Origin of the sequence: Paraburkholderia polaris (genome assembly GCF_012927345.1) — a bacterium.
GTDB lineage: Bacteria > Pseudomonadota > Gammaproteobacteria > Burkholderiales > Burkholderiaceae > Paraburkholderia > Paraburkholderia polaris.
The window spans coordinates 102,869-123,853 of sequence record NZ_JABBGJ010000031.1 but is presented as its reverse complement, the minus strand read 5'-3'; the positions used below and the strand labels follow the sequence as shown (position 1 = coordinate 123,853).

Annotated in this window: 35 protein-coding genes; 34 read left to right on the top strand and 1 reads right to left on the bottom strand. The window is 58.8% G+C overall.

Going from position 1 to position 20,985, the window contains the following annotated elements; genetic code table 11:
• Positions 1-129: 129 nt before the first annotated feature.
• The 14 genes from HHL24_RS27140 to HHL24_RS27075 all read left to right on the top strand — a co-directional run bounded on the left by HHL24_RS27140 (position 130) and on the right by HHL24_RS27075 (position 6,377).
• Complete coding sequence (locus tag HHL24_RS27140) at positions 130-354, top strand: hypothetical protein (RefSeq protein ID WP_169488427.1); 225 nt, start codon at positions 130-132, stop codon at positions 352-354.
• A 15-nt stretch (positions 355-369) separates the two neighbouring features.
• Positions 370-687 (top strand): hypothetical protein, encoded by a 318-nt coding sequence (locus HHL24_RS27135; protein WP_169488426.1) that lies wholly within the window; start codon positions 370-372, stop codon positions 685-687.
• Between the two features lie 157 nt (positions 688-844).
• Entirely contained in the window at positions 845-1,039 is a 195-nt protein-coding gene (locus HHL24_RS27130) for a hypothetical protein (protein ID WP_169488425.1), read from the top strand.
• 14 nt (positions 1,040-1,053) lie between these two features.
• A complete protein-coding gene (locus HHL24_RS27125) occupies positions 1,054-1,389 on the top strand; it encodes a hypothetical protein (RefSeq protein WP_169488424.1) in 336 nt (111 codons plus the stop codon).
• A gap of 17 nt (positions 1,390-1,406) precedes the next feature.
• On the top strand, positions 1,407-1,688 hold the full coding sequence (locus tag HHL24_RS27120; RefSeq protein ID WP_169488423.1) for a hypothetical protein: 282 nt from the start codon (positions 1,407-1,409) through the stop codon (positions 1,686-1,688).
• Positions 1,689-1,710: 22 nt separating this feature from the next.
• Positions 1,711-2,172 (top strand): hypothetical protein, encoded by a 462-nt coding sequence (locus tag HHL24_RS27115; RefSeq protein WP_169488422.1) that lies wholly within the window; start codon positions 1,711-1,713, stop codon positions 2,170-2,172.
• Positions 2,173-2,245: 73 nt separating this feature from the next.
• Positions 2,246-2,737: a hypothetical protein gene (locus HHL24_RS27110; RefSeq protein ID WP_169488421.1), complete on the top strand. Its 492-nt coding sequence runs from the start codon at positions 2,246-2,248 to the stop codon at positions 2,735-2,737.
• 13 nt (positions 2,738-2,750) lie between these two features.
• Complete coding sequence (locus HHL24_RS27105; protein ID WP_169488420.1) at positions 2,751-3,110, top strand: hypothetical protein; 360 nt, start codon at positions 2,751-2,753, stop codon at positions 3,108-3,110.
• A 43-nt stretch (positions 3,111-3,153) separates the two neighbouring features.
• Entirely contained in the window at positions 3,154-3,567 is a 414-nt protein-coding gene (locus tag HHL24_RS27100; RefSeq protein WP_169488419.1) for a hypothetical protein, read from the top strand.
• A 236-nt stretch (positions 3,568-3,803) separates the two neighbouring features.
• Positions 3,804-4,025 carry a hypothetical protein gene (locus tag HHL24_RS27095; RefSeq protein ID WP_169488418.1) on the top strand — a complete coding sequence of 74 codons (222 nt, stop codon included), beginning with the start codon at positions 3,804-3,806 and terminating at the stop codon, positions 4,023-4,025.
• Between the two features lie 25 nt (positions 4,026-4,050).
• Positions 4,051-4,224 carry a hypothetical protein gene (locus tag HHL24_RS27090; RefSeq protein WP_169488417.1) on the top strand — a complete coding sequence of 58 codons (174 nt, stop codon included), beginning with the start codon at positions 4,051-4,053 and terminating at the stop codon, positions 4,222-4,224.
• Positions 4,225-4,694: 470 nt separating this feature from the next.
• Positions 4,695-5,009, top strand: a complete 315-nt coding sequence (locus HHL24_RS27085; protein WP_169488416.1) for a hypothetical protein — start codon at positions 4,695-4,697, stop codon at positions 5,007-5,009.
• Positions 5,010-5,266: 257 nt separating this feature from the next.
• Complete coding sequence (locus HHL24_RS27080) at positions 5,267-5,659, top strand: hypothetical protein (protein WP_169488415.1); 393 nt, start codon at positions 5,267-5,269, stop codon at positions 5,657-5,659.
• Positions 5,660-5,675: 16 nt separating this feature from the next.
• Complete coding sequence (locus HHL24_RS27075) at positions 5,676-6,377, top strand: AIM24 family protein (RefSeq protein WP_169488414.1); 702 nt, start codon at positions 5,676-5,678, stop codon at positions 6,375-6,377.
• A 142-nt stretch (positions 6,378-6,519) separates the two neighbouring features.
• Here the strand turns inward: HHL24_RS27075 and HHL24_RS27070 are convergent, their stop codons facing one another.
• Complete coding sequence (locus HHL24_RS27070; protein WP_169488413.1) at positions 6,520-7,428, bottom strand: hypothetical protein; 909 nt, start codon at positions 7,426-7,428, stop codon at positions 6,520-6,522.
• A gap of 622 nt (positions 7,429-8,050) precedes the next feature.
• Between HHL24_RS27070 and HHL24_RS27065 the strand changes: the two genes are divergently transcribed.
• The 20 genes from HHL24_RS27065 to HHL24_RS26970 all read left to right on the top strand — a co-directional run bounded on the left by HHL24_RS27065 (position 8,051) and on the right by HHL24_RS26970 (position 20,922).
• Complete coding sequence (locus HHL24_RS27065) at positions 8,051-8,722, top strand: hypothetical protein (protein ID WP_169488412.1); 672 nt, start codon at positions 8,051-8,053, stop codon at positions 8,720-8,722.
• A 69-nt stretch (positions 8,723-8,791) separates the two neighbouring features.
• Positions 8,792-9,046 (top strand): hypothetical protein, encoded by a 255-nt coding sequence (locus HHL24_RS27060; RefSeq protein WP_169488411.1) that lies wholly within the window; start codon positions 8,792-8,794, stop codon positions 9,044-9,046.
• A 76-nt stretch (positions 9,047-9,122) separates the two neighbouring features.
• Complete coding sequence (locus tag HHL24_RS27055) at positions 9,123-9,791, top strand: hypothetical protein (RefSeq protein WP_169488410.1); 669 nt, start codon at positions 9,123-9,125, stop codon at positions 9,789-9,791.
• A gap of 2 nt (positions 9,792-9,793) precedes the next feature.
• On the top strand, positions 9,794-10,045 hold the full coding sequence (locus HHL24_RS27050; RefSeq protein ID WP_169488409.1) for a hypothetical protein: 252 nt from the start codon (positions 9,794-9,796) through the stop codon (positions 10,043-10,045).
• Between the two features lie 29 nt (positions 10,046-10,074).
• On the top strand, positions 10,075-10,218 hold the full coding sequence (locus HHL24_RS27045; RefSeq protein ID WP_169488408.1) for a hypothetical protein: 144 nt from the start codon (positions 10,075-10,077) through the stop codon (positions 10,216-10,218).
• Positions 10,219-10,326: 108 nt separating this feature from the next.
• Positions 10,327-11,364, top strand: coding sequence for a hypothetical protein (locus HHL24_RS27040; RefSeq protein WP_169488407.1), 1,038 nt, complete (start codon positions 10,327-10,329; stop codon positions 11,362-11,364).
• Between the two features lie 343 nt (positions 11,365-11,707).
• Positions 11,708-12,499 (top strand): hypothetical protein, encoded by a 792-nt coding sequence (locus HHL24_RS27035; RefSeq protein ID WP_169488406.1) that lies wholly within the window; start codon positions 11,708-11,710, stop codon positions 12,497-12,499.
• Between the two features lie 399 nt (positions 12,500-12,898).
• Positions 12,899-13,405 carry a hypothetical protein gene (locus HHL24_RS27030; RefSeq protein WP_169488405.1) on the top strand — a complete coding sequence of 169 codons (507 nt, stop codon included), beginning with the start codon at positions 12,899-12,901 and terminating at the stop codon, positions 13,403-13,405.
• 95 nt (positions 13,406-13,500) lie between these two features.
• Positions 13,501-13,707 (top strand): hypothetical protein, encoded by a 207-nt coding sequence (locus tag HHL24_RS27025; RefSeq protein WP_169488404.1) that lies wholly within the window; start codon positions 13,501-13,503, stop codon positions 13,705-13,707.
• 82 nt (positions 13,708-13,789) lie between these two features.
• A complete protein-coding gene (locus HHL24_RS27020; protein WP_169488403.1) occupies positions 13,790-15,022 on the top strand; it encodes a hypothetical protein in 1,233 nt (410 codons plus the stop codon).
• 75 nt (positions 15,023-15,097) lie between these two features.
• Entirely contained in the window at positions 15,098-16,075 is a 978-nt protein-coding gene (locus HHL24_RS27015) for a hypothetical protein (RefSeq protein WP_169488402.1), read from the top strand.
• A 273-nt stretch (positions 16,076-16,348) separates the two neighbouring features.
• Entirely contained in the window at positions 16,349-16,834 is a 486-nt protein-coding gene (locus tag HHL24_RS27010; protein ID WP_169488401.1) for a hypothetical protein, read from the top strand.
• Positions 16,831-17,391 carry a hypothetical protein gene (locus tag HHL24_RS27005; protein ID WP_169488400.1) on the top strand — a complete coding sequence of 187 codons (561 nt, stop codon included), beginning with the start codon at positions 16,831-16,833 and terminating at the stop codon, positions 17,389-17,391. The genes HHL24_RS27010 and HHL24_RS27005 overlap by 4 nt, the downstream gene beginning before the upstream one ends.
• Complete coding sequence (locus tag HHL24_RS27000; RefSeq protein ID WP_169488302.1) at positions 17,342-17,542, top strand: hypothetical protein; 201 nt, start codon at positions 17,342-17,344, stop codon at positions 17,540-17,542. The genes HHL24_RS27005 and HHL24_RS27000 overlap by 50 nt, the downstream gene beginning before the upstream one ends.
• 153 nt (positions 17,543-17,695) lie before the next feature.
• Positions 17,696-18,469 carry a hypothetical protein gene (locus tag HHL24_RS26995; RefSeq protein ID WP_169488399.1) on the top strand — a complete coding sequence of 258 codons (774 nt, stop codon included), beginning with the start codon at positions 17,696-17,698 and terminating at the stop codon, positions 18,467-18,469.
• Positions 18,470-18,688: 219 nt separating this feature from the next.
• Complete coding sequence (locus HHL24_RS26990) at positions 18,689-18,871, top strand: hypothetical protein (RefSeq protein WP_169488398.1); 183 nt, start codon at positions 18,689-18,691, stop codon at positions 18,869-18,871.
• A 101-nt stretch (positions 18,872-18,972) separates the two neighbouring features.
• Entirely contained in the window at positions 18,973-19,176 is a 204-nt protein-coding gene (locus tag HHL24_RS26985) for a hypothetical protein (RefSeq protein WP_169488397.1), read from the top strand.
• 15 nt (positions 19,177-19,191) lie between these two features.
• The gene (locus HHL24_RS26980) at positions 19,192-19,686 is read left to right on the top strand and encodes a hypothetical protein (RefSeq protein ID WP_169488396.1); all 495 of its coding nucleotides are present in this window, start codon (positions 19,192-19,194) and stop codon (positions 19,684-19,686) included.
• Between the two features lie 208 nt (positions 19,687-19,894).
• Positions 19,895-20,689, top strand: coding sequence for a hypothetical protein (locus tag HHL24_RS26975; protein WP_169488395.1), 795 nt, complete (start codon positions 19,895-19,897; stop codon positions 20,687-20,689).
• Positions 20,690-20,700: 11 nt separating this feature from the next.
• Positions 20,701-20,922: a hypothetical protein gene (locus tag HHL24_RS26970; protein ID WP_169488394.1), complete on the top strand. Its 222-nt coding sequence runs from the start codon at positions 20,701-20,703 to the stop codon at positions 20,920-20,922.
• Positions 20,923-20,985 lie beyond the last annotated feature (63 nt).

The window sequence follows — 20,985 nt, the reverse complement described above, 5'->3', positions numbered from 1 at the left end:
TCCGGACGGGATTCCGATAATCGTGTTTCAGCACTGGCTTGAAGAATAGCCGTACACCTCACACCACGGAAAATCATTCGGCGCGCAAGCGCCCCGCAAACTGGCCGGAAGCCGGTTGGGAATCAGCAAATGAACAAGACTGAAACATTCGCACCGGTCGATGCAGCCAACGTTGACCGTGCTGAATATGACGCGCTTAGGCTCACTGGCGACGAATATCTCAAGCTGCTTTCGAGTGGGCACCCAGGCTGCAAGGTTTCGCTTGCACAGGGCAACGCCGAGGCGTTCCGCGTCGCCGCTGAATCGGGGCACTTGATTGCAACGTCGCTCCCTCCCAATGTCTCGCGCAAGTAACCGGGAAAATAACTTATGGCAATGACCTTGGCAGATATGGCGATTCGCGCCCTTGCGCGCGGTGATGCTCGGCCTTTTGACGCGAGCGAAGCGTGGCAAAGAGAAAACTGGCATCTCGATCCGGCGCAGAATCCGCCAGTTGCGGAAGATTGGGCGCACCGGGCCGCTCGCGCAATCGCCCACGAACTTAGCGACGACCACGGTGCGCCGTTGGAAGAAGCATTCCATCTGGAACGCGTCGGGGAAAAAGATCGACAGGCCATCATCGAAACGATGACGGCAATTATTCGTCAAGCGTGGCGCGAGAGCGAGACGAAAGAGATTCGGAACTAGATCACGGAAAAGCGAGGACGACATGAAGGATTGTTGTTTCGCTGGAATGTGGCCGTGAGGACGACCACGAGTGGCATGGCCGGGGCGCGTGTCGGAAGAATCCTGATAGGTCGGAAAATCGCCGCCTCGCGCGGCACTGGAAAACAGGAACATGAATATGACCAGAAAGAAACGTTTTGCGATCGCGGCAGCGGTCATCGCATCGGGCGCTGTGGTGTTCGTCGGGGCCAACGTCTACGCAAGCACGCATCCGACTTGCCCGACCGGAGCGACGAAACAGAATGGCGCGTTGGGCATCACGGTCTGCGTCCAGAAGGTCGAACACCTGACGCTGGCTATCAAAGCGCAGTAACCCGGAAAACGGTGATGAGACAGGAAGAGCAAGCGAACACGCACGTGATGTTTGACACGAACGCACACGAGCATCTCGACGGACTAATCCAATGGGCAACAAAGAAGGGGTATCCAGACTCGTCGCTGAATCTCGTCGGATGCCGTGATGGACGCTGGTTCATCGAAGTGGATTTTGGCAGAGAGTTCGACCTGATCGAGGGGATCTCGAAGCCATATCAGAGCCCGTACGTCGAGCCTCTGTTTTTCCCCACCGATGACGCCGCACGCGCTTTTGCATACGATGCAATCAAGCGCGTGCATCCCGAAGTCGAGGGCGTGAACCTCGAAGACTACTGGGACGAAGATTGACCAAGGAAAACTTAGTCATGACTTTGATTACTATGGTTGTCTCAATTGCAACGCTGCTTGCATTACTAGCCGCGATGGGCGTCGCGCTCATTAATCGTTGGTACGGCGAGCACTTTTCTACGGCTATCGAGAGCAGAAAGGTCATGGAAGCGGACGGTCAAGAGCGCGACCAATACTCCTTCACGGCGTCACGTTCGAATACGTTCATCGGCAACACGGTGGGCCGGGTCTACGTTGCATTCGCGGCGGCTCGATTCGATCGTTTGGACCGCAAGCATCGGCCACTGGCCAGCTCATAGGAAAACAGGCAAGGGGCAGAACGTGGGGATTTTTATCATCGGTGCATTCGCTGGCCTACTGGCAGGGATTCTCCTGACTGGATTTGTGTTTGTTCGCCGACTGCTGCAACTTGAACAGGGCGATCCCTTCCGCTCGGATGATCCTGTTCGCGACCGGGAACTGAGTCGTCTGCGAGGCTGTGTTCACCGGCACATCTATCTGCACATCAAACATCGAACCCCTGACTCTGACCCTCCTGCAACCCGTGGCGCGGACGCCCTTCGATGGCTATACCTTCGGGATGGCGTTATCTTTTTCGAGGATGGTGTAGCAACAGTCCCTTCAGGGGAACAGGTGAATTTTGGTGCAGTTGTCGCGCGGCTGATTCCGACGGGCGAGGAGCGCGGTCGGATTGGCGAGCATGGAGTGCAAGAATCGGCCCAGGCCGCTGTCGCCGCTGAACTCGCGGCATCTATCGTGGATCGGGCGCGTCGCGCCCAATAAGTCGGAAAAGCATCCGGCGCACAAACGCCCCGCGAACGGCCGGTAGCCGTGAGACGAGAAGGTTTTAAGCATTATGAGAACGACCGTTCATCTGTTCCATTTTCCCCCGGCCAGCGAGCGATCCGCGCATGGCGCCGCTTCGGCTTTTGTTGTCGGGGTCAATGACCAGCTTGACGTCTACCTCAGCGAGCCGCACACGCTGGCGGCCGACTCAGCCAATCTCCTGCAGGACGTTCTCGTTGACGTCTTGCGCCGTGGTGATTTGGACGATAGCGAGCACGTCGCCCGGCTCCTGCGGGGGAAACATCCCTCGGACTTCGAAATCGGGGAAGAAGTGGACGATGGAACCGAGAACCACGGCACCTACGCGGGTATCCACGAGGTCGATATTCCGGATAGGACGATCTGCATTGTTCCGATTGAATCGGGTGGATGGTCCTTCTCGGTGACCTCATCGAGCGGCGCATCGGCATTCGGCTCTCGGGGACACTACGCAACAATTTCGGAAGCCGTCCGCGCAGCGCGACAGATGCACGGGGACGCAAACATAGAAGTTCTGCGATAGGTCGGAAAAGATCATGGACTTACTCAATGACCGCGTCTACCCGAGACAACACATCGAGCAATGGCTTGTTGAGCAAGCCAACGTCACTCGGGGAAGTCGAACATGGATGCAAGCGCTCAAGAACGCCGGGGAAACGACCCTGGGCGGCGACACTTATTTATTCGAGCGCGTGAGCGACACGCATTACCGGGTACACCGGGCAAATGCTGTGGATGTGGGCGAAGTCATGGCCGTTTTGAACCAAGCTACCTCGTCGCGTGGCGAGCGTTTCCAGATGATCGCGATGGCCTCTGTTGCCGTGATCCTCTGCGCGTTCGGTCTTATTGGGATGACGGTATCGCTCGTTCGTCACTTCATACTCCATAGCTATTAAAGGTCGGAAAAGCGGCCCCGGCTGCGCAACAAAGAGAGCCAAGATGACGAAATTTACAGATCGAAGCTCAGGAGTGGTCGCGATGCAAGCATCGGTCTCGATCACCGATGAGAACGGCGAGCCCGTGAGCGAGACGCGTCGCTCTGAACTTGCGGAAGCACTGAGGAATGCAGGGTCCTTGTTGGTGCTGGGCGAAAGTCGGGCCGACTCTTCCGATAGCGGTTCCCTTGTCAAAACGCAACTCTTCATCGGTGGAATCCCGGAAGAGGAATATTGCCGACTCCGATCGCTCGCGAGGCGTCCGTTGACGCACGCCGACGTGCCGGGTGAGGAGATGAGCCAGAAGGTGCTTGCCGAACTCCTTCTGCGAGAAGATGGTGCCATCGTGTTCCGCGACGATGAGCTACCGTGTGGTTACATAAACCAAGACGGTACGGTTAGCTGGACGCGTCTCTGACCAATCGGAAAAGAGGACTAACGATGTTGATGGCACTTTTGGCGCTAATCGGTCTTGCGCCCGCCCAGGCAAGCCATGATCCGTGTTTGGGACCGGCGTGGGCCATGTCTGCGAAGGACGCGGTTTCGTGCGACTTCGCTGATGCTTCCAAGGCGGCAACACACGGCGCGGGGACTTTCACTGGCCGACGCACGAAAACCGCTTTCATCATCACTCCCGCGTCGCCGCGTAGCGGCATGTCCCTAGTGATAAGTGATCGCGTCGTATCGACCGATGACGCGCCCGAGTACGCGCGTGAGATCGGCGCATATGGCGGCTGGATCAACGAGTCATGTCAGGTCAAGAGCTACACCGGGGCGTGGAACGCAGAGCTGCGCACGTGGGGCATGAGCACGGCGGACGTTAAGCCCGGAACGCTGGTTGAAATCGTCTCCGTCCCGGCCAAAGCCGGGGCTTAAACGGATCGGAAAACGGGAGCAAACCATGAAATCAATCGCAAATTTCGTTTCGTCCGCAATGTTTCTTGCACTCGGCCTTGTATTCGGACACTTGGCGGCGACTCAAGGTCATCTGGCCTATGCTGCCGGTGCTGGTATTTGCGGTCTGCTAGGCCTCGGCTTCATTGTTGCGGGCCTGAGACGCGCGCTGACAGCGTGAATCATTACCAGATAGAGCGGACCTGACGTGGCTCACATGGATATTGAGACAGCGCAACAGATGATGGCCGCCGCGACGAAGGCGATGCTCGAATGCGGCCTGTACCAAGCGGTTCGCACGGTGACTACCAACACGAGGATTGGCGGGCAGAACGAAGATGTGACTTGCGTGATTTTCAGCCGAACGCCTGCCGCTCTGGACGCTATCGCTACTCGCGTTGAGGAAACGTCGCTCGACGAACGCGTTATAGAGGAGCGAGTCGCTGACGGACTGGCGCGAAGTGTGATCGCACGAGCTGCGAAAAGATAGGAAAACGATGAATACCTACACCTATGAGCAAATTACCGAAGCGTGATGAGCAAAAATAAAGTCGTATAGTGCCGCCCCTGATTTGAAAGGGGTTTTTTAGAGGAAGAGGCTGGCGCGGATGGAAGTTGTATTGCGGTCTTGTTGATTTTTAAGGAAAAAAGATGGATTTCGAGGCGCAAGTAGAACGCGGAATCGAATTGCTCGCACTTTGCCAGAAGCTGCAAAGCGAGAAAGATGGTGTAGATCGCCCCGATCCCTTTGCAATCGACAAATCGAAGACGCTCGACCAGTTCGCGATGGACGTGGACATCGCAATCACGAATATGGCTTCCTTGCGCAAACTCCTTCCCCAGATGCTCAGTCTGACCGAGCTAGGACGGAAGCTGGCGGCCGATGGGAAAATCGCGGTGGATTACGGTGAAGACTATTCGTCTGCAGCACTGCGGTTTGTGCGGGCCGAGCAAGGTTTGGCCTGACCCACGTACCAGCCAAGGCAGGCGTGCGGCCGGCACTATACAACTTTTGGAAAGCGCGACCAAGGAGCACCCAATGACAAAGCAGAGCAAGCCATTCGGAAGCGATTTCGGTCCGGACGAGGCGCGATTCAGGCGGCGACAGCGCGACTGTGTCAAGGCGGCCGAATGACACTGGAAAGGACTTCGCGATATTCGTTGGCACGCGCGCGACGAGGGGCCAGTGACGTCCTTCGAGATCCCACAGAAGGATGACGAACGTGACTCGACGATGGTCCAGCGAAAGCCTCCCCATGCGGCGACGGATTGCGAGGTTCATCCGATGGTCGAGCGCGTTCGCCGGCATCGCGGTGTTCTTTTTCGGCGTCACCGGTGCTCTTGACTTGCTACTTGTGGGAACCGGGCACGAGGGGCTGTATCCGGGCATCTGGAAGCGCACTGGGGCGTGGTTTGCCTTCGGGCTGCTTCTGGCGAGTTGGATGTTCGGCTATTTCAACGCGCGGCGAATGAAGCTAACCATGCCGCGAACCTCGCTGATGAAGTCATCGAGCGAGCACGCAAAAGATAGGACAGGAACTTCGGCGTTAGCGGCTGCGGAGAGGTTACCGATCTCTTTAGCGCCTATCGCAGAAGCGTGGAATCACGTGCACTAACAGGGAAATAAAGTAAATGAATCAGTTACCGCGCATCTTGCCGACTGCAGCCTCCGACGAGACCTTCGGCGGAGTCACCTATCACATCGGCGGCGAACTCGTCCCGGTCTTGTCGGTTGACGTGTCGAATCAGCCGGTCTACTTCGAGCACCATATTCTCCTCTGGAAAAATCCGAGCGTCCGCATCAGCATCAAGCCAGTCAAAGGGGCGATCAAGCGCATGCTTGCCGGTATGCAGGTGTTCGTTACGGAAGCGAGCGGCGACGGGATTATCGCGTTCAGTCGTGACGGTGCCGGGCACGTGGTGCCGATTCACCTGCGCGCCGGCGAGGAGCTTCATGTGCGGGAACATCAATTCCTCGCCGCGACGGCTAACATCGAATACACATTCGAGCGGATTCGCGGAATATCGAACATGCTTTTCGGCCAGACCGGGTTTTTCATCGACAAGTTTCGCGGACATGCCCAAGACGGGGTGCTCTGGTTGCACGGCTATGGGAATGTGTTCGAAAAAGTCCTCGCTGCCGGGGAATCGATAGACGTCGAGCCGGGCGGCTGGCTTTATAAAGATCCGCAAGTCAAGATGGATACCGTAGTCGACCGGCTGTCGAGTGGCTTGTTTGCGGCAGGGTTTAACTTCACGGTCAATCGCTTCACAGGCCCAGGTCGGGTGGGCATCCAGTCGATGTACGTGAACAACGACACCAACGACAGATAGAAATGCCGAAAAGCCTGCCGAAGGAGAGAGGATGTACGTTCAACGTATCTCCTGCCGGCGAGTCGGTGATGAGGTGAGCATTTTCGGGAGCCGGCATCGACGCCTGCCATATATCGGGTTTGGGATTCGGGCTAACGCTGCTTCAGGCCGCAAGTGAGGCGGGCTCAGGTTGCGATGCCTGCTTTCGCGCCATCCGCCATGTGGTTTCCACAATGTCGTCTCTGCGCTCATGCGCGTCCTGCAGGAAGGGAAAGCATTCTGTGATGGTCGGCGCAGTAAGCATGCGAGAGGTCGTCTGGCGCAGTTCGTTGCAGAGTTCGCTAGCCGGAAGGTTGTCCAGCTTGCGCAGCTTCATCCCGTAGTACGTCTTCACCCTGCGCCACGGGCTCTCGCGACCGTTGCCGCCGGGCACGAACCAGGTGCTGAGCTCCAGGCAAAGGTGGCCGGAATCCGGCAGACGTTCAGCGGGAAGATCGCCAGTGGTGTGCGGGGCACGTGGGTCACGTTGTTCCGGGACCTCCTCCTTGAACTGGCCAACGAAGAGTCCGTCGCCGGCCGGAATCGCGACCTGCTTGCATCCAGCATCGATAAACGACGTTCGCAGCGACTCTGCGACGAGGAGGGCTACTTTGAGCGAGCGAATGATGCTTTTGAAGTCGGGGTTATCTGTACGTTGCAGGAAACGGGCGATCGCATGCGGCGTGATGGAAATGCGGGATTTATCGATGCACCGGCCGTCTGTCAGGCGTATGACGAAACCGTGCGAAAGTAGACCAAGGGTAGCATTGCCGGCGGTGACCACGCAGTGCAGGACCGGTGTTCCATCAACGTCGGAAAGCCATGCACCGTAGCCGCGCGCGTTAAGGGTCGGTAGAACGCGACGCTCGACCATGCGGCGGAGGTTACGGGAGGTCAGATCCCCGCGGCGGCGAAGTGCGTTGATATGGTCGAACGTGAAATTGAACGCGCGGGTAATCAGGGTCTGCGGTTCTTCAACGTAAAGCGGCAGGTTGTCTTTTACGATGTTGTGCGCAACTCTAGCATCAAGCATTTTCGGCTCCGTGAGGTTTGAATAGGTACGAACCAGAGTACCCGCGCCTATGCAGAGTCAAGGTAAAGCTAAACCGGCAAGCTGAGGGATCAAAAGATGCTGCATTTCGCCGGGATTTCGCGCGGCGCGGCGGCGCGTTCTGCAATTGCCCCGGTTGCAGGAAACGTGGCAGCTTGGGTGTGCGTTGCATCGGCTTTTTTGGGGGGTCGGTAATCTGGATGTACGACCAAACGAAGAATGACGACACCAAACAGTGAGCTTCCGGGTGGATTAGTTACATCTGAAATCATAGCGAAAGCAAAACAGAGAAGCGCGTAAGCATGAAGAGCTATCCGCGGCGCTCTTCGAGAAAAAGGAAAATGCCGGAAAGCCGTACACATTTGAGAAGCTTTCCGAAGGATTTTGGGTGCAAGTATCGCTACCCTAGTTGAACCACCCGCGCTTTCCTGCGCATCGACCCGGCCGCTCAGCGGCCATTTTTATTTCAACAGTCCATCGGGATCACTTCCCGATGCGGAGTGCTCCCCGGACGTTACCTCTGGAGCACTTCATGAATCACTTCAACCTCACGGATGTTGTTCCGCGTAGCGGCAAGGGGATCGTGTTCGCTGATGGCACGTAAATGCTACAGCGACAGGGTTTCGGCACAACGTTGAACGGTACGTTCGGTCATGGTCATCTGGAAGCCCATATCGACTCGTCACGCGCGATCGGCGAGCTGTTTTACCAGGCGGGCTCGCTCGCGCCACAACACAGCGCGCGGAACCGTTACTCGTACCACTCGTACGGTACTTCGGCGGAGCACCTTCTGCCCGTCGCGCTGCAGGAGAACGCGCTGGAGTGGTTTGAGCAGCGGTCGGGCCAGCGTCCAGCAGGGATCCGCCAGCAGGCTCTCGCCTACATGTACTCGAGTTCGAATGGCAACACGGGTGCCGACGACATCCTGCTGATGCGCTATCGATATGACAGCGCGGATCAGGCGGTCTACGACATCGAGGGCGACGAGCCGATCGCGGAGCTCGTATCGGACGGCGGCAAGACATTCGTCATGGACACAGTCCGCATCAACACGCTCGCGCTGGACGCCGATACCGAAGCCGCCTTTGAAAAGGCGCTTCGTACCGGGTTTCACCAGTGCGACACCCGTCTGGGCGCCGACTACTGCATGCGTCGACTTGCCTGGCTTGCGTCCGAGTATTTCCTGGCCGCGAATGAAGGCAAACAGACCACTACCTACGTTTTGAAGCGGGACGCAGAGCAACCGGCCGAACTCACGGACCTGATTGTTCGCTGATCGTTTCCTTCCCTTGCGGGGCATGCCCCGCACAGGGGGCTGCTCCGGGTCCATACCTTGGAGATAGCAATGATTCGTTATTTCGAGCGCGTGCCTTCGACCGCTGTCGTTCGCGACGAGACCGGGCTGACGGCCCGTGGGCTGTACAAGCTGATCACGTTGACGGATGGCCGCCGCAAGGCCGCACGCATGAAGCGGTCGATCGTTCACCGGGTCGCTTACATCAAGAACGGCGAGGCTTACCTGGCTCTCGGCGGTGTCGCTGACAAGAAGGCAGTCACGGACGACCTGCCTTTCGCAGTGTCCTGCGAGCACGTCGGGTAGTACGCGTCTTTCCTCACCTCTTACCCCCGCGGGGCATCCCGCCGGGGTGCTCCGCCGTCCAACCTTGGAGACACACATGCATACCAATAATGCTCAATTCAAAGGCAGCACGGCGCTGATGCACTTCGACACGTCGACCGCTGCGGCCCGCTTCGCGAAGCAGCAGGGGATCTGGGACTACGCGACGCGCGATGTCACGCGGGCAGGTGTTGATCAGGTCGAAATCGAGTGGGTGCCCGATCCGTCGGTGCTGCCGGGGACAAGCTATCCGCAGTTCTCGGATCTCGACCCGCGCTTTCGGCGACTCTGGGAAGAGCAGGCGATGTCGATGCATCGCGGCTGGTCGTTGTGCCAGCACGATGCCTGGCTCCACACCGGATGGTCGCGCTACGTGCTCGTGCAGTCAGTCTCGCTGGTTACGTTCGCATATCCCACGGGGAACGAGGAGCTTCGCCGCAAGGCCAAGCTCGATGCGCTGATCTTCGCGGACTCAAATCCGCTCAAGGCGCACCGGATTGGCGCGTTCTGCGTGATGGCCTGTCGTGAAGTCGTGTACTTCACCGCGACGCTTCAAGCGGCGGGGTGGGTGCGCGGCGAGGTGGCCGCGGCCCTGAACGAAATGATCGCCCGTGAGGACGCCGAGCAGCTTGACGCGATCCTGACTTGTCTTCCGGGTTACGCACCGGAGGACCATACGGAGAGCGTCAAGGCGATTCTCGCTGGGCTCATGAGTGCGGGGGCCTGACGATGGATCAGACCTTCGATCTCGAACGCTACCAGAGTGCGTGCAAGGCCCTGCTGGGCAAGACGCTCGTGATCTACGCAACGGACGCCGATTTCACGCCGGCCGGCAAGCGGAGGTACCGCGTTGTGCGCCATACCCTCGGTAAGCGTGCGGCGGCCCATATCCGGTGGTTTGTCGGACAACGCGCATACCGCTCGTTGCCGCTCACCAAGCCCAACCTCGACCTCTCGCGTGACTGGCAGGAAGCCGGTTAGCGGGAACGGTATTTCGCTACGAGCAGTACATGGACGATTCGACCCTCGTGCCAGCCGATGACTGGGAAACGCAAGCTCGCGGCACGAACGACGATGAATATCAGATCTACCAGACCAACGCGCAAGCGCTCGGCTGGCCGATCAAGACCTACGACGAGTGGCTGAATAGCTGATCGCCGGAGTTACTTTCAATCTTTCTTTCCCATCCGGGGCGCGGCCCCGGAAGGGGAGCGCTCCCTTTTCAACTCATTTTACGAAGAGGGAAGCATGATCATTGGTACATGCCACTTTCAAACACTCGTGCGGCTGACCTGTATTACCAGCGGCAGGGTTACGACGACGCCGAGTTGCAAATCCGGGAGGGCTTGATTCATATCGGTGTGCCCGATATTGCAGCTGGCGAGTCCCTTTCTATCATTGCGGATGAAGGTCGCTATCAGATTCACTGTGCAAGCTCAACGGCTGCGTCCGTGAAGGTCACGGGGCAACCGGCAACCAAAGGCAAGCCCGGCGTAGGCACGCGGTCGCTCGACGGCGAAGTGGCACTTCTGACGGAGCAAGATGGTTGCATCGTTCTGCCTGAGGAGGCTCTGGTGCATTACGCCGAAATCAAGAGCCTGATTATCAAAGGCGGCGGACTTTACGATCGCGGAGCATTCCGCTTCCCGAACGGAATTGATGCAGCAACAGTGCTTTCAGATTTGCGGTCGGGCTCAGTGACTAACCGGAAACAGGAACGGCAAGCGTTCTTCACGCCGTTGGAAGAAGCGCATCGGGTCTGCCGCGCGCCGGGCGATCTCGCTGGATTGCGGGTACTCGAACCATCTGCGGGGCACGGCGCGTTAGCAGACGTTGCCTCATCGGCTGGAGCCCGGCTTGTGCTGATCGAGGACGATCCGGTTTCTGTCCGTGTGCTTCGGGAGAAGGGCTACGACGTCGTGGAGCGGGATTTTCTGCAGGTCAACCCGGAAGAAATCGGGTTGTTTGATGTCGTCGTGGCAAACCCGCCGTTCTCCCGGCTGCTTGACGTGACCCATGTGCTGCACATGGCCAGGTTCGTCAAGGCAGGTGGATGTATTTCGACAATCATGTCTACCGCATGGGAGACCAGTTCGAACAGGCGGGCCGTCGCGTTTCGTGAATTTTTGACCGCTCACAACGCAACGGTGACGGAGATCGCAGCTGGCGCCTTCAAGTGCGCCGGCACCGGTATCGCCACGACCCACGTCTTCTTCCGTGTGCCGACTCAGTCGGATCGAACCGTGGCTGTCGAGACGGAAACTGCGGGCAAGCAGGAGCAGTTCGCGATCGAATTTTAGCTGGCGGGCCGTCTGCGCGAGACCGGGTCTGAATCGCACCAGTCGCATTTTCCATCGCAATACGCCCCGTGTGTCCTGATCCTGCGGAGCGCCACCCGCACATCTCATGTTCTAAACCGCCATGCCCCGAAAGGGTCTGGCGGTTTTGTCGTTTACAGCCGGAAAGCCACACGGTTTCGAGCAGCATTCGGGGCTACATGTAATTCCGAAGCGGCGTACTCTCAGCAGATCACCCGCGCCTCTGGCGCATCGACCCGGCCCAAATGCGGCCATCTTCATACCCACCCCCACGGGAAGTTCTTCCCGTCCAGGGGAGTGCTCCCGCTCTATCCAGGAGCACATCATGTCCATTACCAAAACCAGCCGCGAGCAACCGCTGAAGGTCATTTTCGTAGCCAATACGAACACCATGCACCCGAGTCCGTCGTGGGTCGAAGTCCACGATGGCCGGGCACTCGCACAGCAGGTTGCGCGACTTACGGAGTTGGTTCACGAGCACGACCTCACCGAGGCTCACCTCTATTTCACAGAGTTCCAATGGGGTCCGGAAACCTGCTCTGAAAGTATGGCGATCGATACGGAGCGCCTGGTGGTTGGTCACGGAGGCTTCGGGCTGCAGGCCGCTATAGACGATAGCGGCGGCAAGTTTGAGTCGGACACGATCGACAGCCCTGCATTTATCTCGGCCGTCGAAGCCTGTACTGACGCGGTGCTGTACTTCCCGCCGAGTGAGGCGGATGCACTGAAGACGGAAATCGAGGCATACCAGGCAGAGGCGGAAGTCACTCCCGCCATCGCATTATTGGTTGCCCTCGTCCTGAAACGCTCGCGGCCGCCGTTTCCCCCTTTCGGATTTCCTTACGGCATTAACTCACTGGCCGAGGCCGTTTCGCTCGTCGCGGAAAGCGAGAATGTGCCGGTTAGTGAATCCGACATTGTTGCAACGTGCGCGGCGATCGCTCCGGGTAACGAAGGCCTGAAACTCTATCGGCAAGATCCGGAGATGTGGCGGGTTTGCCGGAACTGCAAGACGGCGCGCGGCAGCCATACGTGGAGCGACGCGCTTTCAGAACTGGTGTGCATTGAGGCGAACGAGGAGGAGCGGTCGGTCGGTGTGCTGCAACTGGACCTGTAGGTCGCAGCAGATCGCCAACTTCAAACGACGCTCATCCGCAACGCGCGGACAGGCGTTCTCCATCTGAGCCCGGTCGCGAAAGCGTGTCCGGGCTTCATTTTCTTCAGGAATTCATCATGACTCAAAGCGTTTCCAAAGACGCCGTCAACGCAACACAAATCACGCTCGTGACGGCCGTTCAACTCGCTGACACGCTCCGCGCGCAGCGCGACGCAATTGCCGAAAGTCTCGCTGCATCCGTGCTGCCGCTGCTTGATCTACGCCTTCATGCCGAGAAGCTGAACCTGAAGGAAATGGTCGGGGAACTCGAATTGAAGCTCGGTCGAGCGCGGGCCGCGCTGTCCTCGCTCAACGAATACGTTCTGTATTCGGCGTCGGCAGAGCAATGGATGTCTCACGGTGGCTTCTGGTCGCACGATTGCGGTTGGGGCGCTTTCGAGACCGCCGCGGTTCTCGGCGGGAGAAAAGGCGCCCGATGCAGCGCTCCGCGAAGGTGCCGACACCATATTGAAGTCCTATGCGGACGCAGCATTCCACGACGCACATCGTCTGGCGAAAGTTCGCTCGATGTTCGAGGGCGATACCTTCGCGAAACCGATCCGCCAGATTCTCTATATCCCTGACCCGGCCAACGAAGCAGAGCTGGTCGACGGCAGTGACCCGCGGTTCCGCCAGCCTGGCGCGATCGAATTCGGACGCCAGTTCACATCGGCAAAACTGACGGAGGAGGCCTTGAGGGGACACCTCCTTGAAGAAGAGCTGACTGGCAGACGTCTGAAGATCGACGTTTTCCGTACGACCCTGAACGGAAAGTTTGGAAGCAATGAACTGCTGTTCGCCGTGTATCACCCGGACGGCAGCCTCATGTCCCATTACTTTGCGCGTGCCCTCATGTCACTCGCTTAGTGCTCGCCGGGGAGCTCGCGTAAGCCCCTTATTTCCGATCAACGCACGCTGGTTCGCGCCCGTGTGGGTGCGACTGGGCACACAGGAGGTGCGCCATGGCAAAGCAGCAGCAACACGCCGGATTTGTCTGGCCGGACACCCAGGTCGTCATGACGCAGGTGGACAACCTGATGGAGCGGTTCGACCTCGGCATCAGGGATGCGTACAACCTGTATTTTCACTGCGACTGCAACTTGCCGGCGGCGATCGCCTGGCAGGAAGCCCACATCAAGCGAGCTGCCTTCGGGCCGACCGCGCAGTAAGTCTCTCCTTCCCTTTAACCCTCTCGGGGCACGAACCCCCGGCAGGGGTGTGCTCCGTCATATCCTTTCTTGGGAGCACGTTATGAGAAAATTTATTAAGGTCCTCTTCGTCTACGACGAGAGTGTCATCCCGCCGCGGTGCCGCAAGCCGCGCAATGAACTGAAGCGCGATGGCGAGATCGTCGTGGAGATTCCGGACCTGACGGAACAGGAGGCACCCATTGCGCTCAAGGCAACTGGTCGCCGTCTTGGAACCGGGGAACCGTGGTCTGTCGACTATCGCTGGTTCCGCGACGAACTATGGGTGTCAGTCAATACCGACCCCGGCGGGGCGCCGCACGGTCGATCGTGCGGTGGCACGAGCGATGGCAAAGACTGGGACTGGCGGGACATCCCCGAAGTCATCGATCTGCGCCGCGAGCGTCATAATGAAAATTGGGCGATGAGTTACTACGGCTTGTTCCTGACGAAGACGCGAGTCGAGACCGAGGCCGATATTCAGGCGTGGGCAAAACGCCACGTCATCATCGAAGGGAAAGCGCACCGCTCGACGTTCGAGCGTTGCTATGAAATCTCGACCTTCGGGATGGCGGGCAACCACGGCGGAACTGCTGTCTTTTCAACTGCAGCAGGCCGCGACAGACGCAAGTTCAGCCTGCTGGAGCGCGACCGCGCTCTGGCAGAGGGAACGCGTGTTGCAGAGGCTCGTGGTGACACGAAGAGCCTGCCGATGACAGTCAATGGCGAGGTGGACTGGGAAGTCCTGATGCCGCAGGTGCTTACCACGCCGACCGGTGGTCATGCCTACCGCGTTCACCTTTATGCGGTGGTTCGCGTGCCGGTCGAAGTCGCCAGTGCTACGTCGCAAGTCGATGCGATCGCGCAGGCGGAACAGAAGGTAAATCTTCACAGCGACTTTCGTCAACACAACGCCGAGTACGCGGAGGAGATCGTCGGCGCTCTCGTCGACGAGGCTGACGATAGCGAGCATCTGAAGACCCGTCTCTACGATCCGGGCCTAACGGGTCAAGACGACTGGGTGCCTGCAAGGAGCATCTCGTTTCCGCGCCGTGCTGATCTCACGCGAGAAATCGCTGTAACGGAACCCGGGCGAGAGACCGTTTTCCCGGGAGACCTCGTGGGCTATGCCGCTCTCGCTGCCACGCAGGAACTCGGTGCGAGCTGGTCCTGTGCACTTCGCGAAGGCTACAACGGCAACCTGCTCGCCGACGTGGACGCAACCATCGAGATCCTCAAGCAATTCAAGGAACGTGCAAAGGCAATCCTGCCGACGCACACGACGCAGGGCGCTTAACAGCCCCTGTTACATCTATCCCTTGCGGGCACGCCCCGTAAGGGGCTGCTCTATCTTCTATCCCTGGAGCAACAAATGGAAAAGCAGAACACCACACTGAAAACGGTCTATTGCATCGAGCCCGGCGATGGGGTCGGTCCTGTGGAGTGGTACTCGTCGCGGGAGGAGCGCTCAGCCCGCGGTAGTGACGATGATGTGCAGTGGTTCGATCTTGATGTTCCGGCGGACGCGGACGACGCGGCGATCGCGTTTCTGGCTGATACCGCCTATTGGTCAAAACTCTACCTTCACGGCGTCGAGTGTCGGAAAGTCAGTGCCTCGGATGAGATCGCCAAGTACAGTGCTCTCGAAGTGCTTCGGCGCTATCCAGAGAGCGCGACGGTCGGGGAGTTCTACGACACGGACTCCGATCTCCGCACGGCACTGAGCGGCCTGATGGAACACAGTCATACCTCGTTCGAGTATCCAGACTTCGCGCACCTGACAGTCGGGCAAGCTGCGAAGAAGGCATTCGGTCTCGTCAAGGAAGCGGAAGCGATCGATCACGAGCTCACGACGCTAGAACGTTTCTTTCGTCTTCGACTTGTGAAAGTCGGCCACATGCAAGGCAACATGCCCGGCGAAGCGGCTGACCTCTTTACCTCCAACGATGCCGAAGTTGCCACGAACCTGATCTCTGATCCGATGGCCGCTGCGGCGCTGCTGTATCCGCTGCTGCTGGACCTGAAGAGCGGAGCGATCTCGAACGACGAGGCCAGGCGTTACGGTCTCGACAATGCCCGTAGCGGGTTCGCCAGGGCGTCACGAATCAACGTCCCGATCGACAGGCTGATGCATGGCGAGACGTTCACGCTTGAAGCGAGTGTGACCGTGGGGCGAGGCAAAGTCGTTCCGGCCGGAGAGGTCTGGACGGTCGTGCGCGTCCAGAAGCCGGCTGGCGTGCTTATCGTCACGAGCAAGAACGCGGCGGGAGATTTCCTTCTGCGTCAATACGAGGGACTTGCCATCTCGGGTTGTTTGAAGACCGAGGGGCGCGATACGAGCAAAGACTAGTATCGTCAGCGCCCGATTGCGTGATACCTGCCCGCCCATTCCAGACATTGGAGTGGGCGGGCATTTCTGCCGCCGCGCACGGCGCCGTGCAGCGAAAGGCCCCTTGGTTGCTGCAGCTTTCCAGCGAGCGGCATGCCGAAGTCGGCCTATCCTCACAAAACAACCCGCGCCCAGGGCGCATCGACCAGCCGCTTACGCGGCTTTTTTTATTTCTTCCCCGCGGGATGTCACTCCCGTCCTGGGTAGTGCTCCCGCCTTATCCAGGAGCACCTTATGGATCTAAATATCTGGGCCGCAGCGGAATATGCGATCGGTCACCCGTTCTTCTTCCTGGAAGGCCAGCGCGTCATCTGCAATGGCTATCCTGGCATCGTTGCGCAGATGTACGACAGAGGCATCGTCGAGGTTCGCCTCGGGACCGGGCGGGTCTGCTGTAGCGCCGCCTATCCGGACGTCTACCCAGATCCGCTGGATCTCATCTGGCGAATGGAGCCGCCGGTGGACCGGCTGACCCTCTTTAACCGGACGGGCCGCGAGTTCATTGCTCTTCGTCGTGTGGGCCGCAAGTGGGTGTCTGAAACAGGGGAGACCCATCAGCGCTGCGAAGCCGCCATGCGTGCGGCGGAGCAGTACGCCCGTGTGCGCATTCAGACCGAGGTGGACGAGCGCACCTCGCGCTTAACCGCTTATCTCCCTGTCAGCCCAGCGGGTGCGCCGGCCTCGGCGCTTCATGCTGCCTCAGCCGGGATGCTTCCATGACCATCTCATCTGCCTCTTTCGCGCAGTACGTGGAGGAGCGCTTCGGCAGTGACGCCTCCCTCAAGATTGAATTCAGCGACCTCGACGGCCGCCGGATGTCGCTCGAAGAGGGCGATACGCTCTACAAGGCGCTCGGCGACGACTGCCCCGATCTGGTCTCGGTCTTTCCTGATGGCCTGTCTGCGACCGTCTGCACGAACTACGCGATCCACGTTTTCCGGGCGTTGCCTGACCGCGTGGTCATCGTCGGCTTTGCCAACGTAGACAACCCGACCTCGCGCGCCGAACGGGAAGAGTTTCATCCCGAGGGCCACGACTTCGCCGTTGTCGATGACCGCTTCGTGGTGGACCCCTGGGTTCGCCTTGTGGCCGGGGTTTCGCAACAAATTTGCTTCGACATTCACAACGAGCGCGATGCAGCTCTCGTCCTTGACCTGTATGGACCTCGCGCGTGCTGGAAGCACCTGAGCGAGGTCATGCGATGCCATCTCACTCCAGGAGTCCGCCATGCCGACCCAGCAACAAGTGTTCCACCAGGTTCAACGCAATCTCGCTGACGCAAACCTGACCTTCATGGATCTGGTGCGCGAAGGCATGACCCGCGAGGAGCTCGCCCGCAACATCGAGCGGCGTCCGAGCCTTTGGGAACGCTACGCCGGGTTCCTCGACGTGCTGCCGAGCAGCGCTGCACAACCGGTCGCGGCGTGACTGTCACGGCCAACGCGGAAGGAACGTTTCGTCCCTGACGGAGTGACCGCCGCACTACGGTTTCATCCTGACCGAGCAACGCTCGGATCTGCATTATTGACCCTCACGGGGTGCTCCCGGCGAGGGCGCCCCCCGTTCTTTTATGGAGCACGTATGACGAAAATCTATAAGGCAAACGAAAGCTTCTGCGTCTGGCACGGCGCAGGCAACTGCGACAACACGACTTCCGATCTGCGGGAAGCGCTGCATATCCAGGCTGACCTGATCGCTGACGGCCATGAGCCGGTCTACATCCTCGATCAAAACGATATCGTGGTTGATGGTCCGTATCGGAAGAGGCTGCGAATAAACGTCCAGCAGCTGACCGCGCTGCTGTCGTCTCCGGGCGATGAGGACCTGGTTGGGTTGTATAGCGTGGAGTTCTCGCAGTACCTTCGAGATCGAAAGAGCCTGCGCCAGGAGAAACTAGCCGAGGCGGCACTCAACATCTTCCGTGCGCGGCACGGTATTGAGCACGGGGAGAGATTCAACATCGAGGTGGTTGACCCATTTGGCCGCGTGATCGAAGCGGATGCCGATTTCACCGATTTTTGTGAAGGCGCCGTCGAGAAGATGGCCGAGCCGTTGACGTTTTTCGTCGACGACGCCATCAAGCCGGGAAGCGCCCTCGAGACAGTGCAACGTGTCGCGTCGGTGCAGATGCAGGATGTCGTAGGCGACTACGACGTGCCGGCCACAGTGCCGGAATGGTCGTGGGTGGAGGAACACGCCAGCTACAAGCACCTGAAGAACGGGGAGCGCGGAACCTGGGAGTTCGTGCTCAACCTGAGTTGCGAGTACACCGGCGATATGGGGCGTCTCGCGCCGGTCATCAATGAAGCACTGTCGTTGGGTGTTTCGTATCTCATCATCCATCAGGGAACCTAAGAGATTGCGAGCCTGGGGCTTCGAAGCGGAGCCTCTGGCCGGATCAAAAGACCGGTCTTTTTCAACACCTTTCCAGCGGGACTGCGGCGATTTCGCCGGTACCCTATCGGAATCACCCGCGCATCCGCGCATCGACCAGCTCGCTAAACGCGGGCTATTTTTTTGTCCCCACGGGAGCCAACTCTCCCTCGGGAGCCGGCTCGCATATCTGGAGCCGCCATGACCTCGAAGTCGCTTTCTCCCGTTTCCGCCGTGACTGTATCTATCCGTAAGGGTAAAGCACGCCACGGTGAGACAAACACGTATCAACTGAATGGCTCGACGCTGCGCGACATTCTTGTCGACGGCCGCTGGGTCACTGTCGTTGTCTCGCCGGAAGGCAAGGCTGCGCAATCCAACTGAAGGGGTCACCCTTCTGACACCGAGGATCTGCCCTCCGGGGCGATCCTCCTTCACACAGGAGCATCGAATTGACTCTCATCCAGAAGGTGTATCATCGGCTGATGAAGACCTTCACCGTACCCAATGGATGCGACATCACGGAGATCGTCACCGACAACGGTGTCACGGTTTACGTAGCAGCGTCCATTCCTGCCGAAGTCATGCAGGCGTGGCACAAACGGCTGGAGCGGCGGCTGGCGCAATCCATCAAGGAAAGTGCCGCTGCGGACGAATCGCTCGACCGACTTCTCAAACAGCAGAAGTAACGAAGGTCTTTTCACATGGATACCTCGCGTTTTCCGCGAGGCACCGTGTTGCTCTGCTACTTCCCCTACGACGACGCCCCTGACCGGCCCGGCCCCGACCCGCATTACTGCATGGTCGTGGACGAGTTTCAGCACAACGGTAAGGAATACGTCGCCGTCTGCTACGGCACCTCATCTTTCAGCGAATCGCTTTTCGCCAAACACGACAGCCGCGTGCTGACGGTTGGCAGGCAATTCATTTCTGGAATTGATATGCCGAAGGATCGCGGCAATTTTGTCGCCGATCGAGTAGCCATTCTCCCCGTCACTGACCAATGGATCGTACCGACCGTTCGCGGCCGGCTCGAATTCCTGCGTCGTGCCAAACGGGAAAGTGACGTGCAACATGCGCGCCTCTATGCTGAATACATGAAGCTCGAAAAGGTCATGATTCATGCAATGACGATTGCAGCGAAAAGCTTCTCCGTCACGGGAAAGGTTGGTCTCCCCGTGAAGGATTCAGATCGCTGATTCCCCAACACGACAGACACTGTCGCTGCTTCACGCAGTAGAGCGTCCCGCCGCGGTTTCGCCAAACGACGCGATCATCTTCCTTCTATCGACCGCCTGATCGGCTTGCCTTTCGGCAGGACGCGTCTTGACGTTCATTTTCAACTATTCCCGGTGGGGCGATCCCCACGGGACGCTCTCCGGGTTTTCTCTTTTCTGGAGAGTGTCCATGTCTTACAACGATCTCATCGTCAAATTCAAGCAAGCGCAACTCGTCGCAAGAGAGGCGTATGCCGCGGTGGCCGTGGCCGAACACATTCTGCGTCCTGACCTCGAAAGCTATTTGTACGCGGCAAAGGTCCGCTCGGAGCACGGCGTGAAAACTGAGTTGTACGGTTTCTGTTCCGGACTGGCGGAAGGTCTAGTCTGGGACGCATCGCGAAAGCTTGCACCAGCCGGAAGCAAGATCGACATCGCCCGCGACGACGAGATGAAGGAAGCAGGTCTCGACATCCGTGAGGCGTTGGAGAGGGGCGCAATTCCCGACCTTGACGGCTTCTGGACGTACCTCGAGCGAAAGTTCGGTGGTGACACCGGCCGACGTGTCGCTTATCAACAGGCCGCGAAGGCGATCATCGACGGTTTCTTCTTGCGCCCGGATACAGAAATCCGTCGCGTAGGTGGAGGGGTCGTGATCAACGCGTCCGTTGGCAGCGAAGCGAGCTACGTAAATCGCGGATTGCGTCGCATCAGTACCTATTCAGATCAACGCGTCGCGGCACTCCTCCAGGGGCTTCGCGCATTCGCCCGGAAGTCCGGCTTTGCGCAGCTCGCCGAAGACTGCAACAGGGGAAGCATCGTGCGAGACGACTACGCTTCGCGCGACAAGCTTTCGCTGTCCGGCCTCGAAGTCACGCGATTCAACGACAAATGGCAGTTCAAGTTCGCATCGCAAGTTGGCGCCGCACTCGAAATCTTCATCAGCGAGTTCGGCGCAGAGCATCTTGCATCTCGCGCCAATTGACGGGAGGCGACATGTATCGACATCACGTCGTTCGCTTCTCGCGGCTGATTTATGAAACCAGCCGTTTCAGCGAATCCGATCTGCTGCTTATCGTCCGTTCCACGGATTGCTACTCGCCCCGTTATCGGGCTGCCGCGCTGCGACATCTGGTCATGGGCGCCCCGTTGTCGGTCACTCTTGGCCGGCCGTTCGCTGAGCGTCGTCGGCTGGTACGCGTGCACTACGCCGCCTGAGCGTTTCTAACTTTCTCAACCATGCAAGGCCCGCTTCTGGCGGGCTTTTCTATTCGCAAAGGA

Excerpts from the sequence above, each read along its gene's own strand:
- HHL24_RS27140 (WP_169488427.1), top strand. The coding sequence starts at position 130 with ATGAACAAGACTGAAACATTCGCACCGGTCGATGCAGCCAACGTTGAC.
- HHL24_RS27135 (WP_169488426.1), top strand. The coding sequence starts at position 370 with ATGGCAATGACCTTGGCAGATATGGCGATTCGCGCCCTTGCGCGCGGT.
- HHL24_RS27130 (WP_169488425.1), top strand. The coding sequence starts at position 845 with ATGACCAGAAAGAAACGTTTTGCGATCGCGGCAGCGGTCATCGCATCG.
- HHL24_RS27125 (WP_169488424.1), top strand. The coding sequence starts at position 1,054 with ATGAGACAGGAAGAGCAAGCGAACACGCACGTGATGTTTGACACGAAC.
- HHL24_RS27120 (WP_169488423.1), top strand. The coding sequence starts at position 1,407 with ATGACTTTGATTACTATGGTTGTCTCAATTGCAACGCTGCTTGCATTA.
- HHL24_RS27110 (WP_169488421.1), top strand. The coding sequence starts at position 2,246 with ATGAGAACGACCGTTCATCTGTTCCATTTTCCCCCGGCCAGCGAGCGA.
- HHL24_RS27105 (WP_169488420.1), top strand. The coding sequence starts at position 2,751 with ATGGACTTACTCAATGACCGCGTCTACCCGAGACAACACATCGAGCAA.
- HHL24_RS27100 (WP_169488419.1), top strand. The coding sequence starts at position 3,154 with ATGACGAAATTTACAGATCGAAGCTCAGGAGTGGTCGCGATGCAAGCA.
- HHL24_RS27095 (WP_169488418.1), top strand. The coding sequence starts at position 3,804 with ATGTCCCTAGTGATAAGTGATCGCGTCGTATCGACCGATGACGCGCCC.
- HHL24_RS27090 (WP_169488417.1), top strand. The coding sequence starts at position 4,051 with ATGAAATCAATCGCAAATTTCGTTTCGTCCGCAATGTTTCTTGCACTC.
- HHL24_RS27085 (WP_169488416.1), top strand. The coding sequence starts at position 4,695 with ATGGATTTCGAGGCGCAAGTAGAACGCGGAATCGAATTGCTCGCACTT.
- HHL24_RS27075 (WP_169488414.1), top strand. The coding sequence starts at position 5,676 with ATGAATCAGTTACCGCGCATCTTGCCGACTGCAGCCTCCGACGAGACC.
- HHL24_RS27070 (WP_169488413.1), bottom strand. The coding sequence starts at position 7,428 with ATGCTTGATGCTAGAGTTGCGCACAACATCGTAAAAGACAACCTGCCG.
- HHL24_RS27065 (WP_169488412.1), top strand. The coding sequence starts at position 8,051 with ATGCTACAGCGACAGGGTTTCGGCACAACGTTGAACGGTACGTTCGGT.
- HHL24_RS27060 (WP_169488411.1), top strand. The coding sequence starts at position 8,792 with ATGATTCGTTATTTCGAGCGCGTGCCTTCGACCGCTGTCGTTCGCGAC.
- HHL24_RS27055 (WP_169488410.1), top strand. The coding sequence starts at position 9,123 with ATGCATACCAATAATGCTCAATTCAAAGGCAGCACGGCGCTGATGCAC.
- HHL24_RS27050 (WP_169488409.1), top strand. The coding sequence starts at position 9,794 with ATGGATCAGACCTTCGATCTCGAACGCTACCAGAGTGCGTGCAAGGCC.
- HHL24_RS27045 (WP_169488408.1), top strand. The coding sequence starts at position 10,075 with ATGGACGATTCGACCCTCGTGCCAGCCGATGACTGGGAAACGCAAGCT.
- HHL24_RS27040 (WP_169488407.1), top strand. The coding sequence starts at position 10,327 with ATGCCACTTTCAAACACTCGTGCGGCTGACCTGTATTACCAGCGGCAG.
- HHL24_RS27035 (WP_169488406.1), top strand. The coding sequence starts at position 11,708 with ATGTCCATTACCAAAACCAGCCGCGAGCAACCGCTGAAGGTCATTTTC.
- HHL24_RS27025 (WP_169488404.1), top strand. The coding sequence starts at position 13,501 with ATGGCAAAGCAGCAGCAACACGCCGGATTTGTCTGGCCGGACACCCAG.
- HHL24_RS27020 (WP_169488403.1), top strand. The coding sequence starts at position 13,790 with ATGAGAAAATTTATTAAGGTCCTCTTCGTCTACGACGAGAGTGTCATC.
- HHL24_RS27015 (WP_169488402.1), top strand. The coding sequence starts at position 15,098 with ATGGAAAAGCAGAACACCACACTGAAAACGGTCTATTGCATCGAGCCC.
- HHL24_RS27010 (WP_169488401.1), top strand. The coding sequence starts at position 16,349 with ATGGATCTAAATATCTGGGCCGCAGCGGAATATGCGATCGGTCACCCG.
- HHL24_RS27005 (WP_169488400.1), top strand. The coding sequence starts at position 16,831 with ATGACCATCTCATCTGCCTCTTTCGCGCAGTACGTGGAGGAGCGCTTC.
- HHL24_RS27000 (WP_169488302.1), top strand. The coding sequence starts at position 17,342 with ATGCCGACCCAGCAACAAGTGTTCCACCAGGTTCAACGCAATCTCGCT.
- HHL24_RS26995 (WP_169488399.1), top strand. The coding sequence starts at position 17,696 with ATGACGAAAATCTATAAGGCAAACGAAAGCTTCTGCGTCTGGCACGGC.
- HHL24_RS26990 (WP_169488398.1), top strand. The coding sequence starts at position 18,689 with ATGACCTCGAAGTCGCTTTCTCCCGTTTCCGCCGTGACTGTATCTATC.
- HHL24_RS26985 (WP_169488397.1), top strand. The coding sequence starts at position 18,973 with ATGAAGACCTTCACCGTACCCAATGGATGCGACATCACGGAGATCGTC.
- HHL24_RS26980 (WP_169488396.1), top strand. The coding sequence starts at position 19,192 with ATGGATACCTCGCGTTTTCCGCGAGGCACCGTGTTGCTCTGCTACTTC.
- HHL24_RS26975 (WP_169488395.1), top strand. The coding sequence starts at position 19,895 with ATGTCTTACAACGATCTCATCGTCAAATTCAAGCAAGCGCAACTCGTC.
- HHL24_RS26970 (WP_169488394.1), top strand. The coding sequence starts at position 20,701 with ATGTATCGACATCACGTCGTTCGCTTCTCGCGGCTGATTTATGAAACC.